The 23,895-nt window shown below is 40.9% G+C and carries 22 protein-coding genes; 15 read left to right on the top strand and 7 right to left on the bottom strand.

The window, feature by feature from the left end; all coding sequences use genetic code 11:
• Window positions 1–65: 65 nt before the first annotated feature.
• A complete protein-coding gene (locus LPTSP_RS01030) occupies window positions 66–1,463 on the top strand; it encodes a glycine--tRNA ligase (protein ID WP_108927011.1) in 1,398 nt (465 codons plus the stop codon).
• On the opposite strand, the gene LPTSP_RS01025 is transcribed toward LPTSP_RS01030, so the two are convergent.
• Complete coding sequence (locus tag LPTSP_RS01025) at window positions 1,464–2,282, bottom strand: hypothetical protein (protein WP_108926993.1); 819 nt, start codon at window positions 2,280–2,282, stop codon at window positions 1,464–1,466.
• Between the two features lie 128 nt (window positions 2,283–2,410).
• On the opposite strand from LPTSP_RS01025, the gene LPTSP_RS01020 reads away from it, so the two are divergent.
• Window positions 2,411–2,893 carry a GNAT family N-acetyltransferase gene (locus LPTSP_RS01020; protein ID WP_167396396.1) on the top strand — a complete coding sequence of 161 codons (483 nt, stop codon included), beginning with the start codon at window positions 2,411–2,413 and terminating at the stop codon, window positions 2,891–2,893.
• Between the two features lie 242 nt (window positions 2,894–3,135).
• Here the strand turns inward: LPTSP_RS01020 and LPTSP_RS01015 are convergent, their stop codons facing one another.
• Window positions 3,136–5,250 carry a sodium-translocating pyrophosphatase gene (locus LPTSP_RS01015; RefSeq protein WP_108926991.1) on the bottom strand — a complete coding sequence of 705 codons (2,115 nt, stop codon included), beginning with the start codon at window positions 5,248–5,250 and terminating at the stop codon, window positions 3,136–3,138.
• A gap of 75 nt (window positions 5,251–5,325) precedes the next feature.
• Between LPTSP_RS01015 and LPTSP_RS01010 the strand changes: the two genes are divergently transcribed.
• Window positions 5,326–6,507 carry a hypothetical protein gene (locus LPTSP_RS01010; RefSeq protein WP_108927010.1) on the top strand — a complete coding sequence of 394 codons (1,182 nt, stop codon included), beginning with the start codon at window positions 5,326–5,328 and terminating at the stop codon, window positions 6,505–6,507.
• A 75-nt stretch (window positions 6,508–6,582) separates the two neighbouring features.
• Window positions 6,583–7,218 carry an LIC12231 family lipoprotein gene (locus LPTSP_RS01005; RefSeq protein ID WP_108926990.1) on the top strand — a complete coding sequence of 212 codons (636 nt, stop codon included), beginning with the start codon at window positions 6,583–6,585 and terminating at the stop codon, window positions 7,216–7,218.
• Between the two features lies 1 nt (window position 7,219).
• Here the strand turns inward: LPTSP_RS01005 and LPTSP_RS01000 are convergent, their stop codons facing one another.
• Together LPTSP_RS01000 and LPTSP_RS00995 are read right to left on the bottom strand one after the other, a co-directional pair.
• Window positions 7,220–8,341 (bottom strand): hypothetical protein, encoded by a 1,122-nt coding sequence (locus LPTSP_RS01000; protein ID WP_108926989.1) that lies wholly within the window; start codon window positions 8,339–8,341, stop codon window positions 7,220–7,222.
• Window positions 8,342–8,520: 179 nt separating this feature from the next.
• Window positions 8,521–8,847 carry a TRL domain-containing protein gene (locus tag LPTSP_RS00995; protein WP_108927009.1) on the bottom strand — a complete coding sequence of 109 codons (327 nt, stop codon included), beginning with the start codon at window positions 8,845–8,847 and terminating at the stop codon, window positions 8,521–8,523.
• Between the two features lie 475 nt (window positions 8,848–9,322).
• Here LPTSP_RS00995 and LPTSP_RS00985 point away from each other — a divergent pair, with 475 nt between their 5' ends.
• The 4 genes from LPTSP_RS00985 to LPTSP_RS00970 all read left to right on the top strand — a co-directional run bounded on the left by LPTSP_RS00985 (window position 9,323) and on the right by LPTSP_RS00970 (window position 13,270).
• The gene (locus LPTSP_RS00985; protein ID WP_108926987.1) at window positions 9,323–9,817 is read left to right on the top strand and encodes a DUF3015 family protein; all 495 of its coding nucleotides are present in this window, start codon (window positions 9,323–9,325) and stop codon (window positions 9,815–9,817) included.
• 11 nt (window positions 9,818–9,828) lie between these two features.
• A complete protein-coding gene (locus LPTSP_RS00980; protein ID WP_008590522.1) occupies window positions 9,829–10,308 on the top strand; it encodes a DUF3015 family protein in 480 nt (159 codons plus the stop codon).
• A gap of 84 nt (window positions 10,309–10,392) precedes the next feature.
• The gene (locus LPTSP_RS00975; protein ID WP_108926986.1) at window positions 10,393–12,429 is read left to right on the top strand and encodes an Lnb N-terminal periplasmic domain-containing protein; all 2,037 of its coding nucleotides are present in this window, start codon (window positions 10,393–10,395) and stop codon (window positions 12,427–12,429) included.
• On the top strand, window positions 12,395–13,270 hold the full coding sequence (locus tag LPTSP_RS00970; RefSeq protein ID WP_108926985.1) for an alpha/beta hydrolase: 876 nt from the start codon (window positions 12,395–12,397) through the stop codon (window positions 13,268–13,270). The genes LPTSP_RS00975 and LPTSP_RS00970 overlap by 35 nt, the downstream gene beginning before the upstream one ends.
• Here the strand turns inward: LPTSP_RS00970 and LPTSP_RS00965 are convergent.
• A complete protein-coding gene (locus LPTSP_RS00965) occupies window positions 13,267–13,806 on the bottom strand; it encodes a hypothetical protein (RefSeq protein ID WP_108926984.1) in 540 nt (179 codons plus the stop codon). The two genes, LPTSP_RS00970 and LPTSP_RS00965, sit on opposite strands and share 4 nt — an antisense overlap.
• Between LPTSP_RS00965 and LPTSP_RS00960 the strand changes: the two genes are divergently transcribed.
• The 6 genes from LPTSP_RS00960 to LPTSP_RS00935 all read left to right on the top strand — a co-directional run bounded on the left by LPTSP_RS00960 (window position 13,805) and on the right by LPTSP_RS00935 (window position 21,319).
• Window positions 13,805–14,248, top strand: a complete 444-nt coding sequence (locus LPTSP_RS00960) for a hypothetical protein (protein WP_008589780.1) — start codon at window positions 13,805–13,807, stop codon at window positions 14,246–14,248. The genes LPTSP_RS00965 and LPTSP_RS00960 overlap by 2 nt on opposite strands.
• Before the next feature lie 3 nt (window positions 14,249–14,251).
• Window positions 14,252–15,595, top strand: coding sequence for a class I SAM-dependent RNA methyltransferase (locus tag LPTSP_RS00955; protein ID WP_108926983.1), 1,344 nt, complete (start codon window positions 14,252–14,254; stop codon window positions 15,593–15,595).
• 60 nt (window positions 15,596–15,655) lie between these two features.
• A complete protein-coding gene (locus tag LPTSP_RS00950) occupies window positions 15,656–16,777 on the top strand; it encodes a SpoIID/LytB domain-containing protein (RefSeq protein WP_108926982.1) in 1,122 nt (373 codons plus the stop codon).
• A 330-nt stretch (window positions 16,778–17,107) separates the two neighbouring features.
• Window positions 17,108–17,815, top strand: coding sequence for an ABC transporter ATP-binding protein (locus tag LPTSP_RS00945; RefSeq protein ID WP_108926981.1), 708 nt, complete (start codon window positions 17,108–17,110; stop codon window positions 17,813–17,815).
• A complete protein-coding gene (locus LPTSP_RS00940) occupies window positions 17,812–20,319 on the top strand; it encodes an ABC transporter permease (RefSeq protein ID WP_108926980.1) in 2,508 nt (835 codons plus the stop codon). The genes LPTSP_RS00945 and LPTSP_RS00940 overlap by 4 nt, the downstream gene beginning before the upstream one ends.
• Window positions 20,320–20,368: 49 nt before the next feature.
• On the top strand, window positions 20,369–21,319 hold the full coding sequence (locus tag LPTSP_RS00935; protein ID WP_108926979.1) for a hypothetical protein: 951 nt from the start codon (window positions 20,369–20,371) through the stop codon (window positions 21,317–21,319).
• Here the strand turns inward: LPTSP_RS00935 and LPTSP_RS00930 are convergent.
• Both LPTSP_RS00930 and pyrE read right to left on the bottom strand, forming a co-directional pair.
• Window positions 21,316–22,026: a hypothetical protein gene (locus LPTSP_RS00930; RefSeq protein ID WP_108926978.1), complete on the bottom strand. Its 711-nt coding sequence runs from the start codon at window positions 22,024–22,026 to the stop codon at window positions 21,316–21,318. The genes LPTSP_RS00935 and LPTSP_RS00930 overlap by 4 nt on opposite strands.
• The gene (gene pyrE / locus LPTSP_RS00925; protein ID WP_174704407.1) at window positions 22,026–22,619 is read right to left on the bottom strand and encodes an orotate phosphoribosyltransferase; all 594 of its coding nucleotides are present in this window, start codon (window positions 22,617–22,619) and stop codon (window positions 22,026–22,028) included. The genes LPTSP_RS00930 and pyrE overlap by 1 nt, the downstream gene beginning before the upstream one ends.
• Window positions 22,620–22,760: 141 nt before the next feature.
• On the opposite strand from pyrE, the gene LPTSP_RS00920 reads away from it, so the two are divergent.
• Window positions 22,761–23,849, top strand: a complete 1,089-nt coding sequence (locus LPTSP_RS00920) for an acyl-CoA desaturase (protein ID WP_108926977.1) — start codon at window positions 22,761–22,763, stop codon at window positions 23,847–23,849.
• Window positions 23,850–23,895 lie beyond the last annotated feature (46 nt).

The following is a 23,895-nucleotide window of genomic DNA, read 5'->3' as shown; positions in this document are numbered from 1 at the left end:
GAATTGAAGGAATTCCTACGAATTTAATACTTTATCATGAATCCTATTCGAGAATCCTTGGACCTATGGAGAAAAAAGAAACCCTAGATTCCTCTCTCAAGGATATTGTATCCGTTTGTAAAAGAAGAGGATTTGTTTATCCCGGATCCGAAATTTACGGAGGACTTTCCAATACCTTCGACTATGGCCCTTACGGAGCCGAACTTCTCCATAACTTAAAAAGACTCTGGTGGAAACATTTTGTCCACTTGAGAGAAGACGTAGTCGGACTGGATTCTTCTATCCTTCTCAATCCAAAAGTATGGGAAGCATCCGGACACGTTTCGAATTTTAACGATCCACTTATCGATTGTAAAAATTGTAAGACCAGGATCAGAGCGGACAAATTTTTGGAAGACCAAAAAGGAGAAGGTGCCGCCACCGGGTTAACCCTGGAAAAAATGAACGAAGTCATCAAGGCGGGAAATTTTGCCTGTCCAAACTGCGGGAACAGAGGAACATTCACGGAAGCAAGGGACTTCAACCTGATGTTCAAAACTTCTCATGGAGCTTCCGCAGAAGATTCACAGGATATTTATCTTCGTCCGGAAACTGCCCAAGGTATTTTTATCAATTTTAAGAACGTTATCTCCACGACTAGAAACAAGATCCCATTCGGTATCGCCCAGATCGGTAAATCATTCCGTAATGAGATCATGGCCAGACAGTTCGTATTCCGCACTCGTGAATTCGAACAAATGGAGATGGAATTCTTCTGCGAGCCTGGAACCCAAAAAGAATGGTTCACTCATTGGGTAAACTATTGCCTTACCTTCTTAACCGATCATGTGGGTCTAAAAAAAGAAAATCTAAAGATCAGAGAACATGAAAAGGAAGAACTTTCCTTCTATAGCGAAGCTACTTCCGATATCGAATACAAATATGGATTCGGATGGGGAGAACTTTGGGGGATCGCTTCCAGAACTGACTACGATCTTTCTCAACATGAAAAATTCTCCGGAGAAGATCTGAAATACCAAGACCAGGCAGCTAATAAAAAGTATGTACCTTACGTGGTAGAGCCTGCACTCGGCTTAAATCGTTTGTTCTTAGCTGTTGTTTCAGACGCTTACGCAGAAGAAAAACTACCTGATGGAGAAACAAGAACGGTTCTTCGTTTCGCTCCTCAGGTAGCTCCTGTGAAGATCGGAATTTTTCCTCTTATGAAAAAAGACGGTCTTCCTGAACTTGCAAAATCCATCTATACAAACCTATCTTCTTTAGGGAATTTAGAATACGATGAAGGCGGCGCTATCGGAAAAAGATACCGCAGACAGGATGAGATCGGAACTCCATATTGTATCACAGTAGATTACGATTCTTTAAAGGACAATTCCGTTACAGTGAGAGAAAGGGACAGCATGTCCCAAGAAAGGATCTCTATAGATTCTTTGAAATCTTACTTTGCGGACAAGATACTTTAATCAAGGATTGTAGTTTCGAATATCGTCCCTACATTCCTGTCCGAAGATCAAAGGACTTGCTGGGCTGAAAGTTTCGACCTTGGTGTCGCTTAAGGCCCAGAACATTCCGCAGGTTTCATTAGAACAATGGTTTCCATGTTCTGTATCCTGGTGAGAAGAATATAACGGGATCCCAGCGTTCACGAGCCCAAGTGCATGTCCAAGCTCATGGGTCAGAGTCATCTGCTCCGCTTTTGCTGCCTTATCAGGTGAAACGATAGAATCAAACTGATCTATCATATCTTTGAATACAAAGATTACCGGAGGTCCAATTCCTAAAACTCCAGAAATTGTAACTGCGATCACACCAGGCGCATCCGCCAACTGTCCTCTTACATACACGATAAAGAAACTAGTAGATTGAAAATCGGAAGATTTCTTTCTGTATTTAGGTACCAGATCCAAAAGTTGGTTCACACTCCAAGTAGATCTGTTTTGGTCCGGGATCTCGTTCATCTCGGATAGATCGCTCGGAACAGTGACTGCAACTGAATAACCTCTGTCCGCAAAAACATCCTGCATATTACTATCCGTCACATTCCAAATACTGGAACCGCCAACCGTAAAATTTCCGGTAAAAGGTTCCGCATCCGTTTCATAAGCAACTTCTAGATCCAAGGATCTTACGGTGGAAAAATAAACGGAAGAACGATCCGGATCCGTTAGAATGAGATAATCCAAAGTGATATATCCCAAAACTGCGGGTGGCAATTCCGATTTACCGTTCTCGCAATTGATAAAAGAGAAGAAGGATAGAATTATAAGTGCTCGAAAGATCATTTTGCCTTCGTATTAGTAACAACCGGAATCGTTTCTTTTTTTATTTATTTCTAAAAAGAAGAGAAACTTCTCTTCTACACTATAAAAAATACTCCACAAACTCCGGTCATTTGCAAAGTTTTATTTTAATGCCTGAGAAACTTTTGGAGATAAGACCGATCCTCCCCCAAAATAGGGAGGCTGCCATTGAATTGGTAAATCAATTTTTTAGAATGGTGAATAAACTTCCCTTAGATGGAATATTCAAGATCCGTCCTAGGGCCGCCGCCAAAATGGTGGATATCTACTTAAAACTCAGGGCTACAGACAAAGTTTTATTTATCGGTGGATTCATAAAAGAAGAACTTGTCTCTCTCTTAATCGCAAGAGTGGAAGAAAAACCGTATCTCATTGAGGAGATGAACTTATTCATAGACCTGGCAATTACCAAACAAGGCAAAAGAAAGTCAGGTTATATGAAACCTCTCGTCCAAGAAACGTTCCGTTATGCAAAAGAAAAAGGGATCCAGGCGATCGAATTAAGAGCGATTTCCGAGAATAAGCTGGCAGTAGAATTCTGGAAGAAGATGGGATTTGATCCGTTCTATGTAAGATTTAGGAAATCCTTGTAGGAATTCCTACATAGAACAAAGATACCCCCACCCTGCATTGGGATTGGGGGGAGTGGCTCGTGGGAGAGAACATTCTCCATATCACAAAATCCAACATTTGTCAACAAAATCATCCTCTTCAAATCTATGTTGGAGTTCCAACATAGGGAATAAACTCTCTGTGTTCTCCGTGAACTCCGCACTCTCAAATAGAAAAGGGACCCATTCGGATCCCTTTTCTATATCAGAATTTTAGAAAATTCTTATTGGAACACGCGAAGCAATAAACCGCCATGTTGTACGAAGAATTCTGCAAACACTAAACTAGTAATCGCCATCAACTTGATCAAAATATTGATAGAAGGACCGGAAGTATCTTTTAAAGGATCTCCCACGGTATCTCCCACAACTGCTGCCTTGTGTTGGTCGGAACCTTTTCCACCGGCTGCTTTTTCGATATATTTTTTAGCGTTGTCCCAGCCACCACCGGAGTTTGCAGAAGAGATTGCAAGAACCACACCTGCTACCAATGCTCCAGCTAAAACACCTGCTAAAGATTTAATTCCGAATAAGTAACCTACTAAGATCGGAGTTAAAAGAACTAAAAGTCCAGGAAGGATCATTTCTCTTAAAGCTGCAGTGGTGGAAATATCCACACATCTTTTATAATCTGGCTTCGCTTTTCCTTCCATGATCCCTGGGATCTCGCGGAATTGTTTTCTAACTTCTTCCACCATGTCAACAGCAGCTTTACCTACTGATTTCATGGTCATAGCAGTAAAGACGAACGGAAGCATTGCTCCGAAAAGTAATCCACCGAAAACTTCTGCGTTCAGGATGTCCAGACCGGTAGTTTTAGTTCTGGTGATGAATGCGGCAAACAGCGCCAAGGAAGTTAAAGCGGCAGAACCGATCGCAAAACCTTTTCCGATAGCGGCAGTAGTATTACCGGCCGCATCTAAAGTATCTGTACGATTACGAACTTCTTTTCCGAGTTCCGCCATCTCAGCGATCCCACCTGCGTTATCCGAAACCGGACCGTAAGCGTCGATGGTCAAACCGATCGCGATCGTGGAGATCATTCCAAGAGCAGCGATTGCAATCCCATACATTCCCGCCAAAATATTCGCAGTAACGATAGTAATCACGAGTAGGATGACCGGAACCACAGAACTTTGGTAACCTAATGCGAGTCCGTAGATAATGTTCGTAGCAGCTCCAGTTTTGGAAGCTTCGACCACTTCTCTTACAGGTTTATAAGAATGAGAAGTATAGTATTCTGTGATAAGACCGATGAACATTCCGGAGAATAGACCAACAATCAAGGAAATGTAAACATTCCATTTGCCGATCGTTTTGCCAGCGATCTCGAAAGAATCCACCATGTATTTATCAGTTACGAAATACATAACCGCGCCTACGAGCAGCGTAGAGACCCAAAGTTGGATCTTTAGTACCTTCTCCACATTTCCTCCTTCTTTCACGGAAGCGATGAAGGAAGTCAAAAGAGAGGCAGGGATCCCGAAAGCGGAGATCAAAAGTGGATATAAAAGAGCGTCAGTATTTCCGGAAAGAGCGGTTGCAGTCGCACCGATCACAAGAGCGGCGCAAGTAGCTTCAGCACAGGAACCGAAAAGGTCAGCACCCATACCGGCAACGTCACCAACGTTATCTCCAACGTTATCTGCAATAGTAGCAGGGTTTCGAGGATCATCCTCAGGGATTCCCTTCTCTACCTTACCAACCAAGTCGGCCCCAACGTCGGCAGCCTTGGTGTAAATTCCCCCGCCCACTCTTCCGAAAAGAGCCACAGCAGAACCACCCAGACCAAAACCTGCCAGAGCTTCCATTAGGTAGAGAGTTCCTACGTTTTGGAATAAATGAGTATAAAGAAGAAAAAGCCCGATCATACCCAAAACTGCAAGTCCGACCAGACCAAATCCCATTACCGCTCCTGAATCGAAAGCGACTCTGAAAGCCTTGGACATGGAAGTTTTAGCAGCCTGAGCGGTACGAACGTTTCCTGCAGTTGCGATCTTCATCCCGATAAAACCGGAAAGGCAGGAAATCAAAGCCCCTGCTACGAAAGCGATCGCAGTAAACAATCCGTCGTTAAAATCCGGGGTCTCCGGATTGTCCAAAAGGAAGAAGATCAGAACTGCCATAAAGGCGATGAAGAGAGAAATGGTCTTGTATTCTCTCACGAGAAAGGCCATAGCGCCTTCGGAGATTGCGGAAGAAATTTCGATCAATTTCTTGGATTCGTTATCCTTTCCGCCCTCAGTTCCGATTTGGATCCTGGTGACCTTCAGTGCGTATACTACGGCGGTCAAAATAGCCAGGAAGGCAAAAGCCAGAATAATGGTAACCGAATTCATTCAGGGAAACCTCTTGTTTTTTTTTAAAATTTCCGATGGTTTAAAAAGATGGGACCTGTGTTTGCCAAAGCTAATATGAGACGTACACTTTCCATTTGGTTCTTTCTAGTTATTTGCACTATAAAATCGGTCCTGGGCTTGAGTTCAACCTTTTCTTGGGAAGAGCTGATCCAGCAGGCTGCCGAAGAAGCCGCAAGAGGCAGATACCAACAAGCGTTAGAAAAATTACAGATCGCTGACGAGACAGGAGAACCGAGAGACTTCCGTTACTATTGGATTTTAGGAAAATCCCAAAAAGGAAAGGGAGAAGAATTAGAAGCACTCAAAAGTTACGAAACAAGCCTGAGATTAAATCCAGACCAAACCAAGTTATTGGAAGAAATGACCGATCTTTACGATTCACTCAGATTTCCGGATAAGGCTCTAAACACTGCTCGGGTATTATTATCCAGGGATCCGGAAAATAGAGATCTCAGATACAAGGCATTACTCTGGTCTTCCAGGATCGGGGACATTGAATATTATAAAGCCACTTTAAAAGAATTAGAATCTTCCAATCCATACCAAGCGGAAGAACAAGCTCTATTAGATGAAATATCAAGCTTCCAAAAAGCGGGAAAAATAGAAGACTCTATCGCAAGATGTAAAAGATTCCTGCCCTACTTCCCAAGAAATAAAAACCTACATAGACTTTGTATCTTATCTTATAAATCCAAGGATTCCAATTTATATGAAGAAGGACTCCTGCAAAGAGCAAATATTTTTAGGGACGAACCGATCTTTCATCATATCTTAAGTATGGAATATTTGGACCAAAGAAGATTTATAGAATCCTCAGCATTAGCAAGAAGAGCATTATTACTTTCTCTCAGAAAAAATCTTTTTCCGGATAAGGACTATCTACTTCCTTTAAGAAGATATTATATACAAATAGGATCGGATTCCGGAATCTTAGGCACCGAACTTTTAGAAGAGATCATCCGCAGCAAAAAAAGTCCAAGCATAGAAGAATGGAACGTGCTACTCAAACATTCTTCCTACAGTTGGGAAGTATTGGCATTTGCACTCAGATCCGTTGCGGAAACAGAACCGGAAGAATCTGCACTAATCATTTCCAAAGAATGGAAGGACATGTACAAAAATCTAAAAGCTGGGGAACTGGAGAAGGACCTTTCCAGATATGCGGGACCTTATAGCTTGGACAAAACCTTTCAATTTTATTTGGAAACAGGTTATTCTATCGCAGAAACGGAATAGCTCTAATAAAAATCCTTGCTTCCTCAGTTGGTACAATTTCCAATCAATTTCGTACCAAAACGACACATAACTTTCATGAGAGTTTTTATTTTTATTCCTGCCATCTTTTTCACCTTCTCGAATTGTATCATTGGCTACACAGATTTTCCTAAAAAGGAAAATCCTTCCAACGGAATGATCTATTTCAGTATAGAAAATCCTAAGGATTGGAATCCTCATGAAAGAAGAAAAGAATTCTTAAAAAGAGGCTGGAAGGAATTAGAATCGGATCGAAAAGACAAAAACCGCATCCATTTTTTGATCAGCAGATTTCCGGGTTTAAGCAGAAGCGAATCCGAGGTCAGAAAAGCTCTAACCGAAAAAGGTTGGAAAGAGATAGAAAATTATCCGCCTGAAAAAGGATATTATATAGATATGAAGTCTTCACAAAAAGATCCATCTCTGACTGCGATGATCTTTTTGTATTTATCCTATGCAACTTTCACCATTCTTCCATCCTATAGCGGAAAAGACGGAGCAAACATTACATTTACTGTATATAAGGACAATGTGGCAAAAAAAACATTCGAATACGAAATTACCCGAAAAGCATTCGTTTGGATACTTACATTGCCGGTTCTCTGGTTAAACTATTCCTATCCTTCCGAAACGGAAGCCTACCAGGCAGTGATAGATCAGTTCGAATCCGATCTATATTCTTACAAACCGTAAATTAAAGCGCCGGAGCCTTAGGATCCAAAAGATATTCTATCATAGCAAGGATCCTTTCCGGAGGCATCGGTCTAGTAAAATAATGATCGTTCCGAAAAGAAGGATAAACCAGGCTTCCTGGATGAATGGAATCCGACAAAAGAATGATCCCGTCATTTGGACCAAAATTCATTAAAAAATTATAATATGGACGGGCTCTTTCCGTAACATGTCTAAATAACGGAACTCCCACCAAATTGATCATCTTGATCCCAGGAGGAAGTTTCCAATCTTTATCCAACGGAGCGTCTTGCCCTTTTCGAATGGATAAAAACCCATCCCAATCGTAACCCTTGAAGAAAAAATAACTTCTGACTTCCAATTTAACCCAGAAATCATTCAGGATACCTTCTATCATTCTAGAACCTTTTAAAATCCCGCCAATACTATACCAACCCTTTACTTTTTTAAAATAGGGTTCGTTCCCACACCTTTCTATGGCCATTCTAAAATCTGAGGAACCCTTGCTAGGAGATGCAATGATCACAGTTTCTTCCGGATTTGAAACTTCTAAGTATTCGCAGATGATCTTTGCATTTTCGCGTACATCGGAAACCTGCCCGATTGGGATCAGATCGGAACGTATTCCGACAGTTGCCACCATCTTACGAATAGACGCCCCATCAGCTCCTACACTCGGATTGTCCGCATAAAACATTCCAGGCACCATAACAAGCACGATCTTTCTGGAAGAAAAGTCGGGACGTTTTTCGGAGAATTCCTTCTCCTTTTTATCTAAATATTCTAAAAACTTTTTATTCTTTGGATCGTTGATAATCCTATGATAAAAAATTGCAGCCCCCTTATCTATATCCTCAGTCTCTTCTGAAACTTTTAAAAGATTTTCCTCGGTTAGCTTATCCAAAGTGCCCAAATCAGAATACGCTTTGCTTGCCCAATCCAGGTAAGCTTTTTCGTCTTCGCAAAGATTTTTGACACGATACGCAGGAGTATCACAGGAAACTTTTTTCATTTCCGGAGTTGAATCGGAAACCTTTAGGTCCCCGTCTGCCCTTCCGCTACAAAAGTTAGAAAAAATGAATATAGATAATAATAAGAATACTTTAGAACGCCAGCGGATCATATTTATAGATTTCATCTAAGAAGGAAATACGATGGGAGAAAATTTAGGAAATAGAAAAAAGGCCGCGTAAAATTAAAATTTACACGACCTTTAAAAACCGTTTCCCCTTTTAAGATCCAAATGGACCAAATCGGAAACAATTCGATAGATTTGTTCGTTCTAGACGAACTAAGAGATGATCAATCTCCGTAAGCTATCGTACAGTTGGAAACGTAAACGGATCCAAGAACGTTGGATCTGTTGAAATCGATGGATTTAACCACTTTGATCCCGCCTTTTTTAGCAGCAGCTTTAATACCAGCATCACCGGTAGCGATCAGCGCTAAAATAGAAGATGCACATGCTTCTCCTGATTTTTCACCGATTCCATCTTTTTGAGAGTTGTCTCTGTTGAAGATGGTTGCGTTGTCGGTCACGTTTGTATAAAGAGATCCGTAAACGATTGGAAGGCAATTGGTTACGGAAACCAATACTAACGCGGCAGCTAATAACATGATTTTTCTCATTGAATCTATCTCCGTTACTATATTACTTTTTTGTTTATTTTCGCTTAGTTTTGCGTGATAATCTGGATCCGAAAATTTTTCGGCAAGAAACAAAAACATATGAAGGGAACGTCATACTTTCTTTCGAAGGGTAAAACTTAAGAGAGGATCATCTTTTTGAGAAGTTTCGAGTCAAGATTTAAAAAAGGAAAAATAATAAAAAAACCACAGAGGTAACATTCTAAATGAAAGTTGGAGATCTGCCAAAAAGTTTTATCCAAGCTTTCCAAGAATACGGACAGAAACTCCGAAAAATTTTTCCGATTATCCGTGATTTTGCGAGTAAACAATCCGCGATGCAGAAAATTCTTTCCAAAGAGAGGTCTTTTCCGTTATCGCGAAGGCATATGCTTCGTTTTCTTTAATTCTGGTTGACATCTTCTTTTTGGAGGAATTTTATTATTTTCTATTAAAAAATGGAAGGAGAGGTTCATTTATGAAAAAAGAACTTCTATCGATAGGATTAGTCGGATTACTCTGCTTGTCCTCGGGAATTTCAGTCTCCGCCGCAGACTATGGCGTGGCCGGTTGCGGATTCGGGTCTCTGGTTTTTAAAGAAAACAAAGGTGGTCAGCAAGTTTTAGCAGCTACCACAAACGCCACTTCGGGCAGCCAAACTTTTGGGATCACTACCGGAACTTTAGGATGTGCTACCGACGGACTGGTTCAAAAAGAAAAAGTTCAGGAAGTATTTGTTTCCCTCAATTTCAATTCTTTGGAAGCTGAAATGGCACAAGGAAAAGGAGAAAAATTAGAAGCACTCTCAGGACTTCTAGGCTGTTCCACAAATGGAACTGCACAATTGGGAGAATACACTAAATCGAATTTTGACGTATTGTATACCCAAGAAACCACTCCTTCCTCTTTACTCAGCGCGGTAAAAGACGGGATCAGAAAAGACGCAGTGCTCTCAAAGAGCTGCAAAATTTAAGGAGATAACTCATGAAAAGAATATTAGCAGTATCTCTATTTCTCGCTTTAGTAGCTTCTCCACTTTACGTAGCTTCCGCTAAACACGGCGCTGCTGGATGTGGTCTTGGTTCGATCGTGATCACCGAGAACAAAAAAGTTCATCAAGTGATCGCAGCTACCGTAAACGGAACTCTTGGAAACCAAACTTTCGGGATTTCCACAGGAACTTTGGGATGTGAGACCAGTGGCTTTACTCAAAAGCAAGCGGAACAGCAGATCTTTGTTCATATGAACTTCCAATCTTTGGAGCAAGAATTTGCTAAAGGTTCAGGAGAAAAAATGGAAGCTTTCGCTTCTTTGATGGGTTGTTCCGATATGGGAACTTTCGGAAAAGTAGGAAAAGAAAAATTCTCCGCACTTTTCGACCAAAACACTCCGGATTCCTTTTTGGAAAAAATGAGATTCGAAGTAGCAAACAACTCCGCTCTAGTCGGAAGTTGCAAAATCTGATCAACATTACTCTTTTACAAGGGTAGTGCACATTTCCCTTCTCCCAAAAGGAGAAGGGAATATTCGCCCAATTTAAAACTTTAAGTGCCCTCTAAGCTCTATTCTTTTTTTCTAATATTATTTTTATTCTCTATTTTCGGGACTTTCAGACCTGCTTATGCGACAGGGACCGAAAAGATCCTAGAATACCAAAAAACGGCAGAGACCAGAAAACTTTGGGAAGATAGATATTGGATCCTTCTATTACATTATACTAAAACCACATTCGGAAACTGGGTAAGCGAGGCGGACTCTTCTTCTTTTTTTCTTTCTAGAGAAGGAAGAAAAAACCCGGAAGAAGAACTACTCTCCGCAATCGAAGCCTTTATGACCGAAGTCCCCCCTCCTCCCGGAGAAGAAAACTGGATGCATCCAGTATGCAAATTCCCGGAAAGAAAAAGATGGCTCCAAGAGAAACTTTCCATTCCGGATACAGATTTTGCAAAAGTAGATTGTTCCAGATTCGAAAAATGGTTCGCTACTTTGAATCCTAAAGGTGCAAAGATCATATTCGCTTCTTATTATATGAATGCGCCCGCCTCTATCTTCGGTCATACTCTTTTAAAATTGGATTCCGGAGATCGCCATCGAAAGGAAATTTTAGAATACTCGGTAAATTACGCTGCAAATGCGGATCCTGAATCTACGAATGCGATCGTGTATTCTATTTTTGGTTTGTTCGGAGGATATCCCGGAACCTTCTCCTTATTCCCTTATTATGTTAAAATTGCGGAATATAACGATATTGAAAGTAGAGATCTTTGGGAATATGAGTTGGATCTGAAAGAGGAAGAGGTCAAAAGAATGACGAGGCATCTCTGGGAATTGGGAGCCGCTACTTTCGATTATTATTTTTTAGATGAGAATTGTTCCTACCATTTGTTTTCTCTGATAGAAGTAGCGAGGCCGAGCCTTCATCTGCGCGACAAGGCTCCTTTTGTGATCCCGGGAGATACTGTTAAAAAATATATTGAACAGACAGGCCTTGTAAAAGAGATCAAATATAGGCCTTCTCTACATAGCAAGATCATCCAGAAACTCAGAAAAATGAACGAAGAAGAAAAGAACCTTTACGAAAATGTAATGAAGAATGGAGATATATCTCCTTTGACTAATAAAGAACCGGATACTAAAGTCAGAACTGCTTTTCTTTCGGATACGATCCTGGATTCTTTTCGTTACAAAAAAGCGGAAGGAGATTCTCCTAAAGAATGGGATCAAACTTACAAACAATTACTCTTATTCAGAAGTAAACTTCCGACCGATTATGAGGATTCCGGATATTCTCCTATCACCCAAAGTCCTCATGTGGGCCATGGTAGTTCCGCACTGTATCATGAAATGGGAATATCCAGTTTGGGAAATTTTTTAGGCTTCGGTTATAGGGCCGCTATCCACGATCTTTTGAATACGGACCAAGGTTATATCCCGAATTCTTCCGTGGATTATTTTTCTTTTAAGGCAAGATATTACCAGGATTCTAAAAAGTTACATCTAGAAGAATTCCATATCGTTCGGCTTCTTTCATTAACTCCTTACAATTCATTAGGTCGCTCGGTTTCTTATTTTGTGGATTCAGGAGCGGACTCCTCCGTTTACGAGAAAAGTAGGAACAAGGAAGATAGAAAACTTCTGGAATGGCAGGCTGTCCTCCGGCCGGAAGATCTGTCTTACACACTGTATAGATTGGATGATGTTTCAAAATCCGAAAAATATGAGAGAGTTACGAATGCAAATATAGAAACTACTTTTGGCTATAGCTTCCAGGACCAATTTTCAGAAGGACCAAAACGTTTTTTATTCTCCGCTCAGGCAGGAGCAAAAGTAAGATACAACGGTAAGTATGATACGAATGCAATCGTAGCTCCTCAAATTGCAGCCTATTGGATCGCAAATTTTGATTCTTTCAAAGCGGTATTGTCTTTGCATTATTATACTTTTTCAGTTTATGGGATCCCGGACGATTATAAGGCACAATTAGGATTTCGTTATGCTATCCATGCCAATCATGAATTGAGATTAGAGGCAAAAGCCCAAAGGAATTATAATGAAGCCAGCTTCTCCTATGTGTATCAATTTTAAATATATTTACTATCCCGTTCTCATTCTGTTTCTATTAGGCAATTGTTCTTCTATGTTATTTTACCCTACTAGGGAAATGTATATTCCTCCTGAAAAAATGGGATTCCAACCAGAGAAACTTTCTCTCCGAATGAAAGACGGGACAAATATCAAAGTTTGGATCTTCAAACCCTCTAAGATAAAAGCAAAGGCGAGCATTCTTCAGTTCCATGGAAATGGGGACAATATGTCTAGCCACTATATCAGTCTTGTATGGCTTGTTGAAAAAGGTTATGAATTAGTGATCTGGGACTATAGAGGTTACGGAGATTCGGAAGGAGAAGCGGAGAAGGAACCTATATTAGAAGATTCTAAAGAAATCCTGAAATTCCAACAGAACAGAGCAAAAGAACTGGGTATTCCTTGGATCGTTTACGGACAAAGTATGGGCGGAGCAATTGCGATACGGGCCGTAGGAGAAATGCAAAACAAAGAGGGATTATTACTGGTCGTAGGCGATGGCACCTTCGCATATTATTCTCATGTGGCTAAAACCGTGGCAGAGAGAGTGTTTTTCTTTCCGATAGGACAGTTGGTCGGATTCTTCTTCTCGGATCATTTAAGTCCCGGAGAAGTAGCGGATCAAATTTCTCCGGTAAAACTATTGGTAGTACATGGAACCGAGGACCAGATCGTTTCCTATCCGAATGGGATGGAACTTTTCCAAAAAGCAAAAGATCCTAAAATTTTCTGGGAGATCAAAGGTGGAGGACATTTAGATTGGATGGCGATGGGAAGGTCTAAAGGTGCAAAAAACTTCCAGTACTATCTGGAAGAGCTGATCTCTCATTGGAATCCTTAGTTTTCGGAAGAATTCCTATACATTCTTTTTCCTTCTAATAAGGATCTAAGTGCATCTTCCGGTTTGGATTCCTGAATGAATAGATCAGGTAAGGAGAAGTTCCCAGTATTATAAAGTTCTATAGATAAGAATAAGATCTTACCTTCTTTCGCAAAAAAAACTTTTTCGAAGTCTCTACATTTCAGCGTATAAAATCCGGGCGTCAGTTCTAAGATCTTATACTCTCCTGACTCCAATCCGAATTTTTGAAATAAACTGCTGCCGCCTTCTTTAAAAGATCCAGGATATTTATACAATTCTATGCCAAAGGAGAATATGGACTGAGCTTCTCTATCTGGCCTAAGCACATATACTAAGGCCTTGTCGTCTTTTACTTTTTTCAATTGTTCGAATCTCTGTGTGCTTGCACAAAACCCGAACCCTGAAACCAGGAAAATATAAAATAAGAAGGTTCTAAAGTAGGTATAGCCCTGAAAAAATCTGGTAGCTCCTTGGGCTCTCCAGTTAAAATTGACCTTAATTCGAGGATTTTGCATGAAAATTGAGTTCACACCCGAGCAGTACGAAACCTTACTAAAATCCATCGCGATCTCCAGTTGGATGATCAATGCTTTTAACGAAGGTGACGAGGAATTAAATTCCTATGCCGAACTCGAGCAATACATACTTTCCTTTGCAAAAGATTTTGGAAAGCAGGAATTCGTTGACTACGATGCTGCAGACGATGTGTATTTCCCTACCCGAAAATTCGAAGACCAAACGGATATATTCGATATCATTTCCGATTACGATAATGAATTATTCTGGGACGAGCTGATCCACAGAATGGCCAGAAGAGATTTCCTCCAAGAATACGGAGAAACAGGCGTGGCTTCTATGGCGATAGAAGAGCGAATAGAAAAAGAAGCTCCTTATATCAGCAAATACGAAGAGATATTTACCAACCAAGGTTTGGAGAATATAGACATTCGTCCTTAATCCATGTTTGATCAGGAACCTTTCGGAGTTTTAGAAATCGAGAACCTTCTTCCTAACCTAAGAGGAGAAGGTACATTAGGAAAAAGAAAAATAGAAATCCCTTATTCTCTCCCGGGAGACGTATATGATGTATACAAATTCGGAAAAAGAAAAGTTTTCTATAAATGGAACCCTACCCATTTAGAAACGAGGGTTTCTTCTCCGTTATGCCCAAGTTTCGGAGAATGTGGAGGATGCTCAGGTCAACACCTGCCCTATCCGGAACAATTCAAATTAACATCAGAGCCAATCCTAAAAGGATTAGAAAATTTCAATCCGATTCACAAAGGAGTTTCTCCTGCGGATTCTTCTTATTCTTACCGAAATCGTATGGACTTTGCAGTTTTCCCAGGGCGGGTCGTCGGCTTAAGAATGTCGGGAAATTTTAGAAGGATTGTACCTATAGGGAACTGTTCGATCCAAACAGACTGGGCAAATTCTGAAATGCCTTTATTCCAAAAACTTTTGGAATCTTTTCCTGAATTGGAATATGATCGCAAAAAGGAAACAGGTTATCTAAAATATTTCACTCTTCGCAAATCAGTTTTTACCGACGACTCCATGAGTATCCTCACATTCACAGAAGACTTCAAGGACGAAGATCTGATGAACCAAGTTGCGGAAAAAGCGAAAGAAGTCCTAAGCGCTAAAAACATAGTCTTTTGTTTTAACCGCAAAAAGGGAGAAATTTCCGCCTCAGGAGAAGCGATTGCGATCAGAGGAAATGTTTATCTGATAGAAGAAGTATGGGGTAAAAAATTCAAAATTCCCTTTGATGGATTCTTCCAGCCGAATCCGAAAGAGTTCATTAAAATTTTAGAATTTATTAGATCTAAGATCAAACCCGCGGAGAATTTAGCGGACCTTTTCTGCGGGAGCGGATTTTTCTCCATTCTATTCGGAGAAAAATTTTCCAGGATCCTAGGAATTGATATCGTGCCTTCTTCCGTATCAGCAGGTGAGGAGTTCCTACAAGAAGTGTTCCCGGACAAAAAGATAGAATTTCTGGCCTTTGATCTTTTCCATAAAAAAGGTCTGGAGAAAATGTCCTCCGCAAATCTACCTTGGAAAGATTCTGTAGTGATTGCCGACCCTCCCAGAAGCGGCCTTTCTCCTGAATTATGTACCTTCTTAAATTCTAATCCTGTTTCCCAGCTGATCTATATTTCCTGCAATCCGGAAAATCTCTTAAGAGACGCCCGCCTTTTGGAAGAATCCTACCAAATGGAGGAGTTCCTACTTTGCGATCCATTCCCTCAGACTCCTCATTTGGAAGCAGTATCCATCTTCTCCCCTAAAAATCGCTGAAGCAAATCCGAGTTTCCTTCGATATTCAATACCAAAGGTATACGAAACCGACAGGTGCCCATGAAACGACTTTCTATCATCATTCTATCATTTTTAATTTTGGCGGTTTGGGGCTGTAATACCGTCATTATCCGGCCTTGGAATTCTCCGAACGCTCTCAAAACTTCTGAAAAGATCCGGGTCTTTTTAGGAAAGGCCGAATCAGACCTAATGATCAAAGCGGACGGAGTGATTTTCGTATATGATGTGAACGATCTTCTGATCAAACGTGCTTACGATGCGGTTTCTTTGGACGCGAAAAAATTGAAAGCACCTATCCGTTTCGTAGCGGACAATCCAGGTTTGGAATATAAGGGAAGAAAGTTCAGAGGGGAAATTTTACTCCAACCTGATAAAAATGGTAACGTTCTACTCATCAATCGAGTTCCTTTGGAAGAATATTTATATTCTGTCGTTCCTTCCGAAGTTCCTGCAGGCTGGCCGACCGAGGCTTTAAAAGCACAGGCGATCTGTTCCAGGACTTATGCAATCAGAGAGATCCTGAACAAAAAAGATACCGCTTATGATGTGGAGTCCACTGTGAACTCACAAGCATACTCAGGCATGACGAAAGAAAATCCAAGAACCACCCAAGCTGTTCGTGATACGGAAGGTGTTCTTGCAGTTTACGAAGATGATCCTATTCATATGTTCTTTCATTCCAATAGTGGCGGAAGAACGGAAACTCCTGACCAAGTTTGGGGTGGCAAAAGACTTCCTTACTTGGAATCCGTAGCGTCCAGATTTGATGAGGCCGGAGACAATTTTGTTTGGAAAGAAATTTTAAACCAAGATAAAATGGACCAGACTCTTTCGTCCTTAGGCGTTGGTTCTATCCAATCCATCCAAGTTCTTTCTAGAACTCCTTCCGGCAGAGTGGATCTTTTGGAAGTCATCGGTAAACAAGGCACTTCTAAAATAAAAGGGAAGGAATTCCGCAGCTTGCTCGGAACTTCCGTCAAGTCTCTTCGTTTCGGTATCAAAAGAGAAAGTGAAGGATTTTTGATCAAGGGTATGGGTGCAGGCCATGGAGTTGGCTTAAGCCAATGGGGAAGTTTCGGAATGGCTAAGCAGAATTTTACCTACGCAGAGATCATCCGTCATTATTACCAAGGAATTGAGTTTGCGAGGATTACTAGGTAAGATTTTCGCACAGAGTTTTAGGGAGACTCCGAGTTATTTCCACACAGGGACACAAAGGCGCAGAGGGTTTAATCATGGCTTGTAGGAGTTCTTACTCCTCCGTGACTCCGTGCCTCTGTGTGAATATTCCCTGTGCCTCTCTCAACTCTGTGACTTATTCCTCAAACTTACTTTAAATCTATATAATCATTATATTCTCTCACAAATCAGCACTCTCCCCTCTGCGGCCCTGTGCCTCTGTGTGAAATTTTCTCTGTGACTCATTTAACTCCGTGCCTCTTATCACCTTCTTTTCCTTGCGTCCTCTTCTAGAGGATGCAAAATAGGACTATGTCGAATCCGACAAACAAGATCCTAATCCGAAATTTAACCAAGTCCTATATAAACGGAAAACAAAACGTGCCGGTCCTAAAAGGGATCAACTTAGATGTTGCAGATACTTTTTTAACTTTGATGGGTCCATCCGGTTCGGGTAAATCCACATTTTTGAATATTCTATCCGGGATCGACCAAGCAGATTCCGGAGAAGTTTGGATAGGTGGAAAAAACCTAAGCAATTTTACGGAACAGGAACTCACTGAATATCGTCGGAATGAAACCGGGATAATCTTCCAGTTCTTTCACCTTCTTCCTTACTTAAGCGCTTTGGAAAATGTGGCCTTACCTCTATACATTTCCGGTTTGGGAAAATCCAAGGCGAGAGAGATCGCAAAAGAAGCATTGGAGAAGGTCGATCTAACTCATAGATTCAAACATAAACCGGACGAACTTTCCGGAGGAGAACAACAGAGGGTTGCGATCGCGAGGGCACTTGCAAAACGTCCTAGTATAGTTTTAGCAGATGAGCCGACGGGAAATTTAGATACCTATCACGCTCATAAAATTTTGGAACTTCTGTTGGAGTTACAAGAGAAGGAAAAATTTTCCTTATTCATAGTAACTCACGACAGGGAGATCGGAGAAAAAGGAAAAGTTAGGCTCAAGATGAAGGACGGACTCATCTTACCGGAACAAAATCCTGCCTTGGATCTTGTATGAATTTATATTTTTTATTCTTATACGAATATTTTAAGACTCATCTTCCCAGATTCATATTCGCTCTTTTAGGAATTTCCTTAGGCGTTGGTTTATTCTTATCCACTACGAGTAACGCAAACAAAGCGGAAAAATCCCTAATCGATTTTTCCATGGGATATTTAAAGGGAGATTTTAATTTAAAAATCTCTCCGAGTAGGCCCGGCCAAATCCTAGATTGGCAGATCCTTTCCGAAATACATTCTCATCCGGATCTAAGAAATATTTCCGCAGTCAGACCAAGGATCCAGTTGGAAGGAATTTCCTCGGATAATCTAAGAGTCATGTATATGGGGATGGACCTGACCAAGGAATATTTGGGAATTCCTTTAAAAGAAAACACAGGTTCTGAAACTTCTGGTCCATTAGAAAAAACGTATGTATCCAAATCCTTAGCTGAAAAATTCAAAGGTGCTCCTTTCACTCTTTTGCTGAACGGAAAAAACTGGGAGTTTAAGGATTATATCCCGGTGGATATAGAAGGGGGATTCTTGATCATTGAAGATATTTCTTTGATCCAAGAAAAACTCACCGGTATAAACGGAGCAGATTATCTTCTCTTAAGATCTTCTGATCGTAACCTTTCTCAAACTAAAGAAAACTTACAAAAGTTCCTAGGCCCGAATGTAAAAATAGAAACTTCCGAAGAGATCCAAGAAAAGTCCGCAAATGCACTTCGTTCCTTCCAGTTGAATCTTCTGATCATTTCTTTTATCTCACTCCTCATAGCGTTCTTCATGGTTTCCAATACAATGACAGGCCTATATTTGAGTAGAGAAAGAGAACTTGGGATATTAAGAACCTTAGGACTGGATGTAAGATCTTCTATTTTTCTTTTTTTAAGCCAGTCAGTTCTTTTGGGAAGTATAGGTACGGTGTTAGGGATCGTATTTGGTATATTTTTCTCCGGTTTGGATTTTTTCCGTCCTGAGTCCGGGCTTGTGGATAAAAACTTATTATCCACTTACAGTTCTATTTCTCTCTTCGACTTAAGTCTTGCCGCAGGCCTTGGGATCTTGGGCTCAGTCATTTCTTCTGTGTATCCTGCGATCCGAGCGGGAAAGGTCCCTCCCCTATCCATACTCCGAGATTCTCAAAAGGAAAAAAGACAGATCCCAAACTCAAGACTTGCGATCTATGGCGGGATCATATTTTTATCTTCTTTAGGAATTTCTAATCTTCCTTCTCCTTGGAAACTCCCTTTGCCTGGTTTACTGGGTGTGGGAGGTGTGACGATTGGGATCACATTCGCTTTTCCTTATTTACTTTCCTTATTCAGTTCAGGTGTTTCTAAAATCCTGGACAGAAGCGATAAAAGTTTTCCTTTTTTCAGAATAGGTCTGGAAGAATTAAAAGAAAATCCAGGAAGGAACACGTTGACAGCTGCCACGGTAATGTTGGCTGTTTCTTTAGTTTTATGTCTGACCATTCTTACGGATAGTTACAAAAAATCTCTGAATGATTGGGTGGATTCAGAATATCCTTCTGATTTTACGATCATTAATGATCGATTTTTTCATTCAGGGATCCATGGGGGAGTTCCTAAAGATCTGCCAGAGAAGATCAGGGACTTAGGAGTCAGTTCTTATCTTGACGGGTTTTTGGTGAATACTTCTTTTGAAACTGATAAAGGAAGTTTCATCATCCATGCTTACGATTTTTCCGTTTATCGGGACAAACCAGAAAGGATAGAGAATGAAGTAAAAGAAGAAACAGATGTTTTAATTTCTTCGAATATGGCCCATTTGAAAAAACTGAAAGTGGGAGATGTGCTGGTGTCCCAAACTCCTTTCGGTAAAAAGGAGTTTCATATCAAAGGGATCAAAGAACATTTTTTCTCGGAAAAAGGAACAGTGATGATGGATATCCGTTCCTACGAAAAAAATTTCGAATTTAAGACCTTAAACTCTATTAAACTTTTCTTAAAAAAGGAATATTCAGACTCTTCCGGTATCGAATCTTCCAAAAAGAAAATTTCTGATTTTTTAAGCTCAGATCCCGAATACAAAGATCTGATCTTACTCGATTCCGCGCAACTCAGGGAAATATATCTATACGAGATCAATAAAGTATTCAGAGTTTTGGATTCTCTTAAGGCGACTGCCATTCTAATTTCTGTAATTTCCCTACTTTCTTCTCTCGTCCATACATTGTACGATAAACGTAGGATACTGGGCCTTCTCAAATATTTGGGAGCCTCTCAGGACCAACTCGGGATTATTCTCAAAACGGAATCGGTTTATCTGACCGGATTCGGTGCATTCTTCGGGATCATATCTTCTCTCATCATGTCACCAATCATTTTATATGTGGTGAATAAGAACGCATTCGGCTGGACTCTTACCTTCTCCTTTTTGCCCGAAACCCCCGCCCTGATCCTAATTTTTGCGCCGCTCCTGGGTTGGATTTCGGCGATCTATCCTCTACATTTATTGAGAAAAATGAGCTTCCAGCTTAGTCCGGAATGAGGAAAACTATCTTGATTCCTAGCTAGCCCGGAAGTAAGTTATTCCTTCGATGGCTACTCAGCTGGAAATTGCCCTGGAACTTGCGGAAGAGATCAAAAAGATCAATCAGCAAGAAGACAACCGGATCCCTTCTTCCGATTCTTTTTTGAAAGATATGATCGCATTCTTTTCCAGGGATATGCATGAGATCCGCGAGATCCTGGAAATGCTTCGGGAAGCTCGCTATATTTTCATCATTAAGATCGTTCTTCCGGAACAATCCAAAAATGCCAGGGAGCAAGACCAGGGAGTGGACGCTTATATCTATGCGGATCTGAAGATCGTTACCGACTTAAAAGGATTTGCGGAGAAAAAATTGGAGAAGGCCTATGAGGCCACCTATTACAAAAGAAAATCTCCCTTTCAGATCACTAGGGAATTATTTCCAAAGATCAAAGAACACAATAATACTCCTTTGGGAAGATTCATCAATATCTCTGTGATGTTGGAAGAATACCAAAGGGTTCTCACCGCCGCTCCCAACGAGTACGACGATAATAGACGCAGAAATTTATTATCGGAGTTATTGGAGAGGAACGGGGCTCCCGTCACTGTAGCGAGAGATATTCCGGATTACGAGATAACTTCTTTGGGCGGAGGAGGAGGTTCTCCTTTAGGTTTTAAAAGAGCTGCTGACGTAGTTGCGTCTAACGATGTTACTTTTAACCCAAAAAGTCCGTGGTCCAGACTTACTTCTAAATTTTCCGCGGAGTTTTTAATCCGTATCCATTTGAGAAAATACGAGTTCGATACAGTGCGTAAGCTGATACTCGGCGGAAAGTTAGTAAACTTTGACGATTTGAAATATGTAAGGGATAGTATCCAGACCATGGAGAATCATGTGCACTTGGATCCTATCTTACAAAATTTTACGGACGAGATGACTGAGCTTAGAAGGCTCGCTCAGAAAAAAATGAATATCCTGAAAGGTATCACCAATTCAGGATCTATCCAAAATTAGACCCACTCGAAATATCGAGCGACTAAAACGATCAACAATACCACTAAAATAAAGATATAACGCCTTCTCGCGGAATATCCGGTGTCCATTCTATCTTTAGGAAAATATAATAGAAACAAAAGTGCGTTCGCTACGAATACGATAAACAATGCATCCTGTTTTTCTTTCCAGAATCCGCTCCCAAAAGCGATTGCCGCTCCGATAGAAGGTAAGAATGCGATGAGAGTTTTCCAGCTAAGTACCTTCGTATCTTCTTCGAAAATTTTTGCCTTTTTGCCGGACTTCTTCTCCAGTTCAGCTAAGAATTGGTCCATATTTTCCAGATTTAAGATCGGGATATAAGTTCCTTGTTTGGAGATGAGTAGAATTCTTTCGTAACCTCGAAATCTGTCTTTTTCGATACTCTCCAGATCACGGAATTCGAACTCCATACATTGGCCTTTTGCATTCCATTGTTTTAAGGCGGAAGAATCCAATTCTACCTTGGCGCCCTCTAATACTTTCAATTGTCTTCTGTAATTTTTCAAAAGAAGAAGGATAAGTACCCCGCTCAAGAGCAGATACATGGAAAGAAATGCAGATCTTTTATCCAATTCTACCTGAATAAAACTGACTCCGATGAATATTACGAAAACTGAAAGCACAAGTCCTGTACGGATCAGCAGTTTTTTCTTAAAAACGGGAGAATCGTATTTGAATACGGACATTAATCTAGACTTCCGAATTCGGATTTTTTAAACAAAGGGAAAACTTGGATCCCTTCTTCTTCGATCGCTTTTCTGCCGCCTTCTTCCCTGTCTAGAATACAGATACAGGCTTTTACTTCCAATCCAGCATCTCTCAAACTTTTGATAGCCTGCAAGGTAGAACCTCCAGTTGTGATTACATCATCCACAACCACACAGGATTTGACCGCGTTTACTCCACCTTCTACCAAATTTTTGGTGCCATGATCCTTGGCTTGTTTTCTTACGATCAATGGGAACACATTCTTTAACTGTTTTCTGTATTCTAGAGCGATCCCGAAACAAATCGGATCCGCTCCCATGGTAAGGCCTCCAAAGGCTTCCTCCCCGTCCAGACCGGATTCCGGGAGATGTTTTTCCACAATATACTTACAAAGTAATTCTAATCTTTGGGGATGGAGAGTGATTTCCTTACAATTAAAGTAATGCCTGGATTTTCTACCACTAGCCAACGTGAACGGTTCCTCTCGGAAACGATAGGCGTGGGTTTGAATGAGTTGAAATAATTCTTCCCTCAAAGCGGTTCTCCCTCGGGGCGATGCCCGGAATCCCATGATAGTAGGAACTCCTCAGGAAAAAACAGATTTTTGAGCCTGATTCGAGCCAGCGGGGAAAAATTCTAAATTTCCGAATTTTTTCGCAACCTGAGTCATCGATTCCGCTCTTATCAGAAAAACCAAGACGGGAAAGCCGACATGGAACAAACGAAAAAGAAATACGCGTTGAAGACCACAATCTTCTTAATTGCGACTCCGATCATCGGGGTCATCGGGACGGGTGCCTTATTATTTACCAGAGGCATTCCTTTAAACACATGGCTTGTGTATCTATTTATGACTGCAGCAACTGGGCTTGCGATCACAGGGGGATACCACCGTCTGTTTTCGCACAGAGCTTACAAAGCTTCTTTGCCGGTAAAACTTTTTTATATTCTTTTCGGGGCAGCTGCGTTCCAACAATCCGTAATCGAATGGAGTTCCGATCATAGGATCCACCACAGATTCGTTGATAAGGAAGAAGATCCGTATGCGATCACTAAAGGATTCTGGTATGCTCATATTCTATGGTTATTCGAGAATAGAGACCACAGAACTCCTGTTAACGTGAACGATCTTTACGAAGACAAATGGGTGAAATTCCAAGACGATCATTATTATCCGATCGCTATTTTTATGGGGTTTATCTTCCCTACTCTTCTTTGTGCTCTTTGGGGAGATGCGTTAGGTGGATTATTATTGGCAGGCTCTTTGAGAGTTGCAGTCAACCACCACATGACATTTTTCATCAATTCCTTGGCTCATTACAAGGGAGATCAACCGTTCTCCGATAAACATACCGCTAAGGACAATTGGCTGATCGCGTTATTCACTTTCGGCGAAGGATATCATAACTTCCACCATGAGTTCCAAGCCGATTACAGAAACGGTATCCGTTGGTTCGATTACGATCCAACCAAATGGCTGATCAATACATTCGCATTTTTCGGTTTGGCAAGCGATAGAAAGACAATCTCTGAAGAACAGATCCTTCGTAAAAAGATGATCATGGATGAGAAAGCCCTACGCGAAAAACTGGAATCTAAGTCTGAAACCTTAAGCCCAGGATTCGAAGAAAGATTAGAGGCTCTGCGTAATTCCGTTCAGGAAACCCAAGCCAAACTGATCAATTTGAAATCCGTGAAAGAAGAAGTAGGCAAAAAGGCCGTAAAGGAAGCTAAATCCGATTTTAAAGTGGCTTTGAACACTTGGAAAAGATTCGTTTCCGGAGACCTAGCGCCGGTCTGATATTATTCCCAGTACCTGATCCATTGCCCTCCTTCGGGAGGGCTTT

Origin of the sequence: Leptospira johnsonii (assembly GCF_003112675.1) — a bacterium.
Lineage (GTDB): Bacteria > Spirochaetota > Leptospiria > Leptospirales > Leptospiraceae > Leptospira_B > Leptospira_B johnsonii.
This window is presented reverse-complemented; position numbering and strand designations above follow the sequence as displayed.

Bases quoted from the DNA above. Each gene is read 5' to 3' on its own strand.
- LPTSP_RS00955 (WP_108926983.1), top strand. From the start codon at position 14,252: ATGTTTGATCAGGAACCTTTCGGAGTTTTAGAAATCGAGAACCTTCTT.
- LPTSP_RS00980 (WP_008590522.1), top strand. From the start codon at position 9,829: ATGAAAAGAATATTAGCAGTATCTCTATTTCTCGCTTTAGTAGCTTCT.
- LPTSP_RS00950 (WP_108926982.1), top strand. From the start codon at position 15,656: ATGAAACGACTTTCTATCATCATTCTATCATTTTTAATTTTGGCGGTT.
- LPTSP_RS00965 (WP_108926984.1), bottom strand. From the start codon at position 13,806: ATGCAAAATCCTCGAATTAAGGTCAATTTTAACTGGAGAGCCCAAGGA.
- LPTSP_RS00970 (WP_108926985.1), top strand. From the start codon at position 12,395: ATGAAGCCAGCTTCTCCTATGTGTATCAATTTTAAATATATTTACTAT.
- LPTSP_RS00985 (WP_108926987.1), top strand. From the start codon at position 9,323: ATGAAAAAAGAACTTCTATCGATAGGATTAGTCGGATTACTCTGCTTG.
- LPTSP_RS01005 (WP_108926990.1), top strand. From the start codon at position 6,583: ATGAGAGTTTTTATTTTTATTCCTGCCATCTTTTTCACCTTCTCGAAT.
- LPTSP_RS00930 (WP_108926978.1), bottom strand. From the start codon at position 22,026: ATGTCCGTATTCAAATACGATTCTCCCGTTTTTAAGAAAAAACTGCTG.
- LPTSP_RS00935 (WP_108926979.1), top strand. From the start codon at position 20,369: ATGGCTACTCAGCTGGAAATTGCCCTGGAACTTGCGGAAGAGATCAAA.
- LPTSP_RS00940 (WP_108926980.1), top strand. From the start codon at position 17,812: ATGAATTTATATTTTTTATTCTTATACGAATATTTTAAGACTCATCTT.
- LPTSP_RS01020 (WP_167396396.1), top strand. From the start codon at position 2,411: ATGCCTGAGAAACTTTTGGAGATAAGACCGATCCTCCCCCAAAATAGG.
- pyrE (WP_174704407.1), bottom strand. From the start codon at position 22,619: ATGGGATTCCGGGCATCGCCCCGAGGGAGAACCGCTTTGAGGGAAGAA.
- LPTSP_RS00995 (WP_108927009.1), bottom strand. From the start codon at position 8,847: ATGAGAAAAATCATGTTATTAGCTGCCGCGTTAGTATTGGTTTCCGTA.
- LPTSP_RS01015 (WP_108926991.1), bottom strand. From the start codon at position 5,250: ATGAATTCGGTTACCATTATTCTGGCTTTTGCCTTCCTGGCTATTTTG.
- LPTSP_RS00945 (WP_108926981.1), top strand. From the start codon at position 17,108: ATGTCGAATCCGACAAACAAGATCCTAATCCGAAATTTAACCAAGTCC.
- LPTSP_RS01030 (WP_108927011.1), top strand. From the start codon at position 66: ATGGAGAAAAAAGAAACCCTAGATTCCTCTCTCAAGGATATTGTATCC.
- LPTSP_RS01010 (WP_108927010.1), top strand. From the start codon at position 5,326: ATGAGACGTACACTTTCCATTTGGTTCTTTCTAGTTATTTGCACTATA.
- LPTSP_RS00920 (WP_108926977.1), top strand. From the start codon at position 22,761: ATGGAACAAACGAAAAAGAAATACGCGTTGAAGACCACAATCTTCTTA.
- LPTSP_RS01000 (WP_108926989.1), bottom strand. From the start codon at position 8,341: ATGATCCGCTGGCGTTCTAAAGTATTCTTATTATTATCTATATTCATT.
- LPTSP_RS00960 (WP_008589780.1), top strand. From the start codon at position 13,805: ATGAAAATTGAGTTCACACCCGAGCAGTACGAAACCTTACTAAAATCC.
- LPTSP_RS01025 (WP_108926993.1), bottom strand. From the start codon at position 2,282: ATGATCTTTCGAGCACTTATAATTCTATCCTTCTTCTCTTTTATCAAT.